The 10,519-nt window shown below is 70.4% G+C and carries 8 protein-coding genes; 4 read left to right on the top strand and 4 right to left on the bottom strand.

The window, feature by feature from the left end:
• Positions 1-150 precede the first annotated feature (150 nt).
• From K206_RS0106660 to K206_RS42685, 3 genes are all read left to right on the top strand, one after another.
• The gene (locus tag K206_RS0106660; protein WP_020201635.1) at positions 151-2,610 is read left to right on the top strand and encodes a penicillin acylase family protein; all 2,460 of its coding nucleotides are present in this window, start codon (positions 151-153) and stop codon (positions 2,608-2,610) included.
• A gap of 102 nt (positions 2,611-2,712) precedes the next feature.
• The gene (locus K206_RS0106655) at positions 2,713-3,426 is read left to right on the top strand and encodes a glutamine amidotransferase (RefSeq protein WP_020201634.1); all 714 of its coding nucleotides are present in this window, start codon (positions 2,713-2,715) and stop codon (positions 3,424-3,426) included.
• Entirely contained in the window at positions 3,423-3,569 is a 147-nt protein-coding gene (locus K206_RS42685; RefSeq protein ID WP_020201633.1) for a hypothetical protein, read from the top strand. The genes K206_RS0106655 and K206_RS42685 overlap by 4 nt, the downstream gene beginning before the upstream one ends.
• 48 nt (positions 3,570-3,617) lie before the next feature.
• Here K206_RS42685 and K206_RS0106645 read toward each other — a convergent pair whose 3' ends face one another.
• Positions 3,618-3,902 carry a DUF1289 domain-containing protein gene (locus K206_RS0106645; protein ID WP_020201632.1) on the bottom strand — a complete coding sequence of 95 codons (285 nt, stop codon included), beginning with the start codon at positions 3,900-3,902 and terminating at the stop codon, positions 3,618-3,620.
• A 202-nt stretch (positions 3,903-4,104) separates the two neighbouring features.
• Between K206_RS0106645 and K206_RS0106640 the strand changes: the two genes are divergently transcribed.
• Complete coding sequence (locus tag K206_RS0106640) at positions 4,105-4,596, top strand: PaaI family thioesterase (protein ID WP_020201631.1); 492 nt, start codon at positions 4,105-4,107, stop codon at positions 4,594-4,596.
• A gap of 276 nt (positions 4,597-4,872) precedes the next feature.
• Here the strand turns inward: K206_RS0106640 and K206_RS0106635 are convergent, their stop codons facing one another.
• From K206_RS0106635 to acnD, 3 genes are all read right to left on the bottom strand, one after another.
• On the bottom strand, positions 4,873-5,994 hold the full coding sequence (locus K206_RS0106635; RefSeq protein WP_020201630.1) for an asparaginase: 1,122 nt from the start codon (positions 5,992-5,994) through the stop codon (positions 4,873-4,875).
• Positions 5,995-6,599: 605 nt separating this feature from the next.
• The gene (gene prpF / locus K206_RS0106630) at positions 6,600-7,790 is read right to left on the bottom strand and encodes a 2-methylaconitate cis-trans isomerase PrpF (RefSeq protein WP_020201629.1); all 1,191 of its coding nucleotides are present in this window, start codon (positions 7,788-7,790) and stop codon (positions 6,600-6,602) included.
• A 55-nt stretch (positions 7,791-7,845) separates the two neighbouring features.
• On the bottom strand, positions 7,846-10,443 hold the full coding sequence (gene acnD / locus K206_RS0106625; RefSeq protein WP_020201628.1) for a Fe/S-dependent 2-methylisocitrate dehydratase AcnD: 2,598 nt from the start codon (positions 10,441-10,443) through the stop codon (positions 7,846-7,848).
• Between the last annotated feature and the right edge of the window lie 76 nt (positions 10,444-10,519).

Genomic DNA, 10,519 nt, shown 5'->3' with positions numbered 1-10,519 from the left:
CCCGCCGGCCCGCGCCGCGCGGAACCGGTCCGGCGCGGCGCGGGCCGGCCAGGAGCAAGCAGTACCGAGACAGCAGTGCCGAGACAGCAGTACGGGACAAAAAACAGACAACACCGCGGGCGCATGCCGCCACGCGGGGGAGAGCGATCGATGCGCTGGTTCAAACGGCTGGCCTGGCTGGTACTGACGCTGGTGGCGCTGCTGCTGGCGGGCGCGCTGGGCGGGTATGCGTGGTACCGGCAGGCGTCGCAGCCGCAGACGGCGGGCACGCTGAGCCTGCCGGGGCTGCGCGAGCGCGTCTCCATCGTCCGCGACCGCCACGACGTGCCGCACATCAAGGCGGCCAATCCGCTCGACGCCTATTTCGCGCTTGGCTTCGTGCACGGGCAGGACCGCCTGTGGCAGTTGCAGATGAACAAGCGCATCGCCTCGGGCCGGCTGGCCGAGATCCTCGGGCCGCCGGCGCTCGATACCGACCGCTTCCTGCGCACGCTCGGCGTGCGGCGCAACGCCGAGGCCATCCTGGCGCAGGCCACGCCCGAGACGCGCGCCGCGCTGCAGGCCTACGCGGACGGCGTCAACGCCTACATCGACACGCGCAAGGGCCCGCTGCCGCCCGAGTTCCTGCTCCTGCGCACCAGGCCGGAGCACTGGGAGCCGGCCGATACGCTGGCCTGGCAGACCATGATGGCCTGGGACCTGAGCGCCAACTGGACGCAGGAGACGCTGCGCATGCGGCTGGCGCAGGTGCTGCCGGTGGCGCGCATCAACGAGCTGCTGGCGCCGTATCCGGGCGAGCGCTCGCCGCGCACGATGGACTACGGCAGCCTCTACCGGCATCTCGCCCCGCTGGCCACGGCGATGGCGCGCGTCGAGCGGCAGGCGCCGCCCGGCTACGTGGAGGGCATGGGATCGAACAACTGGGTGGTGTCCGGCGCCCGCACGCGCTCGGGCAAGCCGCTGCTGGCCAACGATCCGCACCTGGGCCTGCAGGCGCCGGCGCTCTGGTACTTCGTCCACATGCAGGCGCCCGGGCTGGACGTGGCCGGCGCCTCGCTGCCGGGCATGCCGCTGGTGGTGCTGGGGCACAACCAGCGCATCGCGTGGGGTTTCACCAATACCGCGCCCGACGTGCAGGACCTGTACATCGAGCGCCTGCAGCCGGGCAGCGCGCAGCGCTACCAGACCCCGGACGGCTGGGCCGAGTTCAGGACCCGCAGCGAGACCATCCACGTGAAGGGCGCGCCCGACGTGACCCTGACCGTGCGCGAGACCCGCCACGGCCCGGTGATCTCCGACGCCGCCGAGCCCGTCGCCACGGCCGCCGCGCCGCTCGGCGCGCGGTACGTGGTGGCCTTCCAGTGGACCGCGCTGCGCGCCGACGACCGCACCTTCCAGGCCGGGCTCTTGCTCAACCGCGCCACCGACTGGGCCACGTTCCTGGCGGCCATGCGCGATTTCCACTCGCCCCAGCAGAGCATCGTCTATGCGGACGTGGACGGCAACATCGGCTTCATCGCCCCCGGCCGCGTGCCGCTGCGGCGCGCCGACAACGACCTCAAGGGGCTGGCGCCGGCGCCGGGCTGGGATGCGCGCTACGACTGGAACGGCTTCATCCCGTTCGAGCAGTTGCCGCGCAGCTTCAACCCGCCGGAGGGCGTCATCGCCACCGCCAACCAGAAGATCGTCGGCGACGACTACCCGTATTTCCTGACCAGCGAATGGACCGTGCCGTACCGCTACCAGCGCATCCGCACCATGCTGGACGCCACCGCGCGGCACACCCCGGACAGCTTCGGCGCGATCCAGAAGGACACGCTCTCGCTGGCCGTGCGCGACGCGCTGCCGCTGCTGCTGGCGGCCCCGGTCGCCAGCGATCCGGCGCTGCCCGAGCGCGAGCGCGCGCTGATCGCCGCGCTGCGCAAGTGGGATGGCGACATGCAGCCCCGGCTGGCCGAGCCGCTGGTGGCGACGGCGTGGCTGCGCGAACTGTCGCGCGTGCTGTTCGAGGACAAGGTGGGCGAGCCGCTGTTTGGCCGCATGTGGGAGCAGCGCAACGTGCAGCAGCCCATGCTCAACGTGCTGCGCAATCCGCGCGGCCTCGGCGCGTTCTGGTGCGACGACAGCACCACGCCGGCGCGGGAAGACTGCGACGACGCCATCGCCACGGCCTGGCGCCGCGCCATTGCCGACCTCGGCCAGCGCTACGGCGACAAGCCGGAGCGCTGGCGCTGGGGCAGCGCCCATGCCGCGCGCATGGAGCACAAGCCGTTCGGCAGGCAGCCCTACCTGGCCAGCCTGTTCAACGTCAAGGTGCCCAGCGGCGGCGACACCTACACCGTCAACGCGGGGCGCCACAACCTGCGCGACGAGGCGGCACCGTTCGAAAGCGTGCACGCGGCCAGCCTGCGCGCCATCTACGACCTCTCCGACCTGGCCGGCTCGCGTTTCATGGATTCGACCGGGCAGTCGGGCAACGTGATGTCCACGCACTACCGCGACTGGACCGACAAATGGGTCGCGGTGCAGTACATCACCCTGGCGCCGACGCGCCGGCAGGGCAACGAGGCATTCGACACGCTGGTGCTCAAGCCCGCCGGCGCGCGCTGACGGTGCGGTGCGGCGCGCGGAATATGTCATGGCGTGACCGTTTGCCCGGCATGCCCGGATGCCAGTAAGATCGAAGCTTTGCATCGACCGGACAGGCACGCCATGACCCAAGCCAGGTTCACCACCCATGTGATCCAGCACGTTGCGTTCGAGGACGCTGGCGTGCTGGGCGACGTCCTGCGCGAGCGCGGCCACGCGCTGTACGTGCTGCGCGCCGGCATCGACGACCTGAGCGTGGTCGGCGCGCATCCCGCCGACCTGCTGGTCGTGCTCGGCGGCCCGATCGGCGTGTACGAGAACGAGACCTATCCGTGGCTCGACGCCGAGATCGACGTCATCCGCGCGCGGCTCGCGGCGCGCCGGCCGGTGATCGGCGTCTGCCTGGGCGCGCAGCTGATCGCCCGCGCCAGCGGCGCGCGCGTCTATCCCGGCACGCGCGAGATCGGCTGGGCGCCGATCCGGCCCACCGAGGCAGGCCGCGCCTCCGCGCTGGCCGAGCTGGAGAGCGCCGACTGGAACGTGCTGCACTGGCACGGCGACACCTTCGACCTGCCCGCCGGCGCGCAACTGCTGGCTTCCACGGCGGCCGTGCCGCACCAGGCCTACGCCATCGACCGCCACGTGCTGGCGCTGCAGTTCCATCCCGAGGTGCGTCCGGCCGAGCTGGAAGGCTGGCTGGTCGGGCATACGGTCGAGCTTGGCAAGGCCGGCATCGACCCGCGCGAGATCCGCGCGCGCACGGCGCAGATCGGCACGGCGGTGGCCGCGGCCGGCCGCCGCATGTTCGCGCGCTGGCTGGAGGCGGCCGGGCTGTGAGCAGCGGGTTTGCCACGGCCATCGACAGCGTGCTGCTCGGCGCCGTGCGCCCGTTCGGGCCCGGGGCCGTGCCCAGCGGCATCGACAAGCAGCCGGCGCGCCGCGAGGTGGAGGACATGGAGCGCCGGCTGGCCGGCGGCTGAGCGGCGCGGCCTGTATGGCCAGTGTGGTCGGTGCGGCCGGCTCCGGGGCTACTCCGGGCGGAAGCGCCGCGCCGTGCCCTCGCGCGTGATGCGCTCCCACACCGCCTGCTTTTCCGCGTCGTCCATGAAGACCCAGTTGCTGACCTCCATCGCGGTGCGGCCGCAGCCCTGGCAGATTTCGTCGAACAAGGTCGAGCAGATGCCGATGCAGGGGCTGTCGGGCCGGTCGAACAGGCCTTCGTCGCGCTGGCCCTCGTCGCGCTGCGGCGTGGCGGCGGGGGAGCGCGCGGAAAGCGGGTTGGTGTCTGGCGGGTCTGACAGGTCTGACGGCATGCGGCGGCGAGGCGGGGCGGACGGGCGCACATTATAAACGGCGACCGGCCCGGCCCCGGCCCGCCCGGTGCCTGCGGCGCAACATCGCCGCGCGGAAGTTTGCCGCGCGGAAGTCCGCCGATTACCCGTCAGGTAATTGAGCGCCGGCGGCGCGCGGGTCTACGCTGCTCCTGTTGCCACGATCCCGATCCAGGAGAACACGATGCCGATTCTCGTTGCCGCCTTGTCCGGCGCGGGCGCCGCTGCCGCTGCCGGCTCCCATGCCGCCGCACCCGTCGACCCGCGTATCCGCCAGACCGTCGAGCAGGTCCTGATGGGCTCGCCCGTGGCCCGCGCGCTGGGCATCGCGCTGGACGTGCTGGCGGTGGACCACGTCGAGCTGCTGCTGCCGTTCAGCCCCGCCAACGTCACGGTCGGCGAGATCGTCCACGGCGGCGTGATCGCCACGCTGATCGACGTGGCCGGCGCGGCCGCGGCGGCCTCGGGCTGCGAGGCCGGCAGCATGCGCGGCGGCGCCACCGGTTCGCTCAACATCCAGTATCTCGAAGCGGCCAGGGCGGCCAGCCTGCGCGCGGTGGCCAGCGTGCTCCGGCGCGGGCGCCGGCAGGTGGTGAGCGAGGTGTCGGTCTACGCGGAAAGCGCCGACGAGGCCGAGCTCGTGGCCAGGGCGCTGATGAGCAGCGTGCTGTTCTAGCACGGCGCGCCGGCCGGCCGCGCCGCCTTCAATCCGGCCGCATGAGCGGGAATGCCTTGTAACGCAATTAACGGCCGATCTTTGCCGCCACCAATCCATGTTCCGCCGAGGCCTGGCGGCATGGCGGCCGCATCGGCTTCGAGGACTACCTGGCTTGCAAGGGGAGGGCTGGCATGAAGTGAAAAAACGGCTGGCGAGGTCGCGTGCGGCCAGCCAGCCGCGAGGGCGGGGCGTGCTCCGCCGCCGCCCGGAATGCCCGCGGCTACGCCGCGGCCGTCAATATTTCCACAGGATCTTCTGCAGTTCCTTGCTGTCGCTGGTCTTGGTCAGCGCCAGCGCCATCAGGATGCGGGCCTTCTGCGGCAGCTGGTCGTCCGTCACCAGCCAGTCGTACTTGTCGTCGGGCTGCTCGGCGTTGCGGATCACCACGCCGCTGCCGGTGCGCGACGCGCGCACGATCTGCACGCCCTTGGCGCGCGCGGCCTTGAGCGGCTCGACCATGTAGTCGCCCACGCTGCCGTTGCCGGTGGCGGCGTACACGATGGCCTTGGCGCCGTTCTTCACGGCGGCGTCGACCGCGCCCGGGTTCACGTTGCCGTAGGCGTAGACCACCGCCACTTCGGGCAGCTTGTCGAGCTTGTCGATGTCCCACTCGGTCTGCGTGGTGTGCGGGCGCGCCGGCAGGCGGAAGTACAGCGTGCGGCCTTCCACCACGTAGCCCAGCGGGCCGAACGGCGAGCGGAAGGTCTCGGTCTTGAAGGTGTTGGTCTTGGTGACGTCGCGGCCGGTGTGGATCTCGTCGTTGAGCACGGCCAGCGTGCCCTTGCCGCGCGATTCGGGGCTGGACGCCACCAGCACCGCGTCGTACAGGTTGAGCGCGCCGTCGGCGCCGAGCGCGGTGCCCGGGCGCATCGAACCGACCACCACCACGGGCTTGTCGCTCTTGAGCGTGAGGTTGAGGAAATAGCTGGTTTCCTCGATGGTGTCGGTGCCGTGCGTGATCACGATGCCGTCCACGTCCGGCTGCTTGAGCAGTTCGGAGACCCGCTTGCCGAGCTTGAGCAGGCGCTCGTTGTTGAAGCTCTCGGAGCCGATCTGGAACACCTGCTCGCCCTTGACGTTGGCGATCTTCGAGATCTCCGGCACCGAGGCGATGATCTTGTCCACCGGCACCACGGCCGACTGGTAAGCCGCGGTGTTGGTGGCCGCCGCGCCGGCGCCGGCAATGGTGCCGCCGGTGCCGATGATGACGATGTTGGCCTTGCGGGCCTCGGCCGGCGCGCTGGCCTGGGCCGGCGTGGCGGCGGACGGGGCGAGCTGGGCGTGGGCGGCGCCAGTGGTCAGGCTGGCGGCGAGCAGCAGGGTGCTGAGCGTGGTGAGACGGGCGAAACGCTTCATGATGTTCCTCATATAGGCACGACTGGGCAGCCCCTTTTGGGTGGCTGCGTCGTCTATCGGTCTACGCAATCCGCGCGGCGGCGCCTGTCTTACAGGCGGGGCCGCGGCGGACGAGAACTATACGAGAGGGGTCCTGAATGTGTCGACATTTACCGCTTTGGGGTTTTCCCGGGGGGTGTCTGGCGGGGAGGGCCGGCCAGACGGCATTGAGTCATCGCCTCGTTCCTGCCATGACGGCTACCCGCCTTGGCCGCGCGCGCATCGATGACCTCGACGCCTTGCTGCGGCTGTGGCCTTCGAGGGGCCGCGCGCCGGGATGACGGCCGGCGCCAGCGAATGGCAAAGGCTCTCGCTTCGTGGCGAATCCTGCCTTCTCCCGCAAGCGGGAGAGGGGAGACCACAATCGGCAAGTTGACTCGTTGCCGGCAGCCTTTTGTTATTGATGGTTTGCTCCCCTCTCCCGCGAAGTGGGAGAGGGGCCGGGGGAGAGGGCAAGCGCCGGCAAATGGCGAAAGCCGTCCCCTCATCGAGCCCACCGGCGGCAGGCAGGACCTCCATGCCGCCGCAACCGGAACCGAGTCCCGCAGCGCCGTGCCGCCGATGCCTCAGAACGTGTCGCCCGGCACGCGCACCCAGCCTTCCATCAGCACGCGCGCGCTGCGGCTCATGATGGCCTTGGTCACGGCCCATTCGCCGTCGACGAGGTTGGCTTCGGCGCCCACGCGCAGCGTGCCCGAGGGGTGGCCGAAGCGCACCGCGTTGCGTTCGCCGCCGCCGGCGGCGAGGTTGACCAGTGTGCCGGGGATCGCCGCGGCGGTGCCGATGGCCACGGCGGCGGTGCCCATCATGGCGTGGTGCAGCTTGCCCATCGACAGCGCGCGCACCAGCAGGTCGACGTCGCCGGCGCCGACCGGCTTGCCGCTGGAGGCGACGTAGCCGGCCGGCTTCGCCACGAAGGCCACCTTCGGCGTGTGCTGGCGCTTGGCCGCTTCGTCGACGTTCTTGATCAGGCCCATGCGCAGCGCGCCGTAGGCGCGGATGGTCTCGAACCTGGCCAGTGCGGCGGGGTCGCCGTTGATGTCGTCCTGCAGCTCGGTGCCGGTGTAGCCGATCTCTTCCGCGTTGAGGAAGATGGTCGGGATGCCGGCGTTGATCATGGTGGCCTTGAAGGTGCCCACGCCCGGCACCTCGAGGTCGTCGACGAGGTGGCCGGTCGGGAACATGGCGCCGCCGGCGCCTTCTTCCTCGGCGGCCGGGTCCATGAACTCGAGCTGGACTTCGGCGGCGGGGAAGGTCACGCCGTCGAGCTCGAAGTCGCCGGTTTCCTGCACGGCGCCATCGGTGATGGGCACGTGGCCGATGATGGTCTTGCCGATGTTGGCCTGCCAGATGCGCACGGTGGCTACGCCGTTTTGCGGGATGCGGCTCGGGTCGACCAGCCCGGCGCCGATGGCGAACGGGCCGACGGCGGCGGACAGGTTGCCGCAGTTGCCGCTCCAGTCGATGAACGGCTGGTCGATGGAGACCTGGCCGAACAGGTAGTCGACGTCGTGGCCGGGCCGGCTGCTTTTCGAGATGATGACGGTCTTGCTGGTGCTGGACGTTGCCGCGCCCATGCCGTCGATCTGCTTGCCGTAGGGGTCGGGGCTGCCGATCACGCGCATCAGCAGCTTGTCGCGCGCCGCGCCGGGGACCTGCGCGGCCGCGGGCAGGTCCTGCAGGCGGAAGAACACGCCTTTGCTGGTGCCGCCACGCAGGTAGGTGGCGGGAATCTTGATCTGGGGTACGTGGGCCATGAGATTTCGTCCTGGTGAGGCCGGGCGGCATGCCGCCCGGCGCGCGCTTATTGCCTCAGGCCGCGGCCTTAGACGATTCGAGGAAGTCCTGCGCGAAGCGCTGCAGCACGCCGCCGGCGTCGTAGATGGAGACTTCTTCCGCGGTGTCGAGGCGGCAGGTCACGGGCACTTCCACGCGCTCGCCGCTCTTGCGGCGGATGACCAGCGTAAGCTCCGCGCGCGGCTTGCGCGCGCCGATCACGTCGAAGGTCTCGGTGCCGTCGATGCTGAGCGTCAGGCGGTTGGTGCCGGGCTTGAATTCCAGCGGCAGCACGCCCATGCCGATCAGGTTGGTGCGGTGGATGCGCTCGAAGCCTTCGGCCACGATGACTTCCACGCCCGCCAGCCGCACGCCCTTGGCCGCCCAGTCGCGCGAGGAGCCCTGGCCGTAGTCCGCGCCGGCCACGATGATCAGCGGCTGCTTGCGGTCCATGTAGGTCTCGATCGCTTCCCACATGCGCACCACCTTGCCCTCGGGCTCGATGCGCGCCAGCGAACCCTTCTTGACCTTGCCGTCCACCACGGCCATCTCGTTGACCAGCGTGGGGTTGGCGAAGGTGGCGCGCTGCGCGGTGAGGTGGTCGCCGCGGTGCGTGGCGTAGGAGTTGAAGTCTTCCTCGGGCAGGCCCATCCTGGCCAGGTATTCGCCGGCCGCGCTGTCGAGCATGATGGCGTTCGACGGCGACAGGTGGTCGGTGGTGATGTTGTCGCCGAGCACCGCCAGCGGACGCAGGCCCTGGAGCGTGCGCTCGCCGGCCAGCGCGCCTTCCCAGTACGGCGGGCGGCGGATGTAGGTGCTCTGCGGGCGCCAGTCGTACAGCGGGCTGATCTGCTCGCCGCTGTCCACGGCGAAGTTGAACATCGGCTCGTAGACCTTGCGGAACTGCTCGGGCTTGACGCTCCTGGCCACGATGGCGTCGATTTCCTCGTCGCTCGGCCAGATGTCCTTGAGCCGCACCGGCTTGCCGTCAGCGTCGGTGCCCAGCACGTCCTGCTCGATGTCGAAGCGGATGGTGCCGGCGATGGCGTAGGCCACCACCAGCGGCGGCGAGGCCAGGAAGGCCTGCTTGGCGTACGGGTGGATGCGGCCGTCGAAGTTGCGGTTGCCCGAGAGCACGGCGGTGGCGTACAGGTCGCGCTCGATGATCTCCTTCTGGATCACCGGGTCGAGCGCGCCGGACATGCCGTTGCAGGTGGTGCAGGCGAACGCGACGATGCCGAAGCCGAGCCGCTCCAGGTCCGGCAGCAGGCCGGCTTCTTCCAGGTACAGCTGCACGGCCTTGGAGCCGGGCGCGAGCGAGCTCTTCACCCACGGCTTGCGGGTCAGCCCGCGCGCGTTGGCGTTGCGCGCCAGCAGCGCCGCGGCGATCACGTTGCGCGGGTTGCTGGTGTTGGTGCAACTGGTGATGGCGGCGATGATGACGGCGCCGTCGGGCATCTGGCCCGGCGTGTCTTCCCACTTGCCGGCGATGCCGCGCGCGGCCAGGTCGGAGGTCGGCAGCCGCTTGTGCGGGTTGGACGGGCCGGCCATGTTGCGCACCACGGTGGACAGGTCGAAGCGCAGCACGCGCTCGTATTCGGCGTGCTGCAGCGTGTCGGCCCACAGGCCCGCGGCCTTGGCGTAGGTTTCCACCAGCCTGACCTGCGCATCGTCGCGGCCGGTCAGCTTCAGGTAGTCGATGGTCTGGCCGTCGATGAAGAACATCGCCGCGGTGGCGCCGTATTCCGGCGCCATGTTGGAGATGGTGGCGCGGTCGCCGAGCGTCAGGCTCGCGGCGCCTTCGCCGCGGAACTCCAGGTAGGCACCGACCACCTTTTCCTTGCGCAGGAATTCGGTCAGCGCCAGCACGATGTCGGTGGCGGTGATGCCGGGCTGACGCTTGCCGGAAAGCTCCACGCCGACGATGTCGGGCAGGCGCATCCACGAGGCGCGCCCCAGCATCACGTTCTCGGCTTCCAGCCCGCCCACGCCGACGGCGATCACGCCGAGCGCGTCGACGTGCGGCGTGTGGCTGTCGGTGCCGACCAGCGTGTCGGGGTAGGCCACGCCGTCCACGGCGTGGATCACCGGCGACATCCGCTCCAGGTTGATCTGGTGCATGATGCCGTTGCCCGGCGGGATCACCTCGACGTTCTTGAACGCCTTCTTGGTCCAGTTGATGAAGTCGAAGCGGTCTTCGTTGCGGCGGTCCTCGATGGCGCGGTTCTTGGCGAACGCATCGGGGTCGAAGCCGCCGCATTCCACGGCCAGCGAGTGGTCCACGATCAGTTGCACCGGCACCACCGGGTTGACCTTGGCCGGGTCGCCGCCCTGGGCGGTGATCGCGTCGCGCAGGCCGGCCAGGTCCACCAGCGCGGTCTGGCCGAGGATGTCATGGCAAACCACGCGCGCCGGGAACCACGGGAAATCGAGGTCGCGCCGGCGCTCGATGAGCTGCGTCAGCGATGCGTCCAGCGTGGCCGGGTCGCAGCGGCGCACCAGGTTCTCGGCCAGCACGCGCGACGTGTACGGCAATTTGTCATAGGCGCCCGGCTGGATCGCCTCGACGGCGGCGCGCGCGTCGAAGAAATCCAGCTTGGTGCCCGGCAGCGGCTTGCGGTTTGCAGTGTTCATTTCGTAGGGAATAGAGAAAGTCATGATCCGGGGGCGGCGGCCGTGCTTTGCGGCCGCCGGCCCCCGCTCCCGCGGG

It is taken from the genome of Cupriavidus sp. WS, assembly GCF_000395345.1.
Taxonomy (GTDB): domain Bacteria; phylum Pseudomonadota; class Gammaproteobacteria; order Burkholderiales; family Burkholderiaceae; genus Cupriavidus; species Cupriavidus basilensis_B.
The sequence above is the reverse complement of the archived record's forward strand: the minus strand, read 5'-3'. Positions and strand labels throughout refer to the sequence as shown.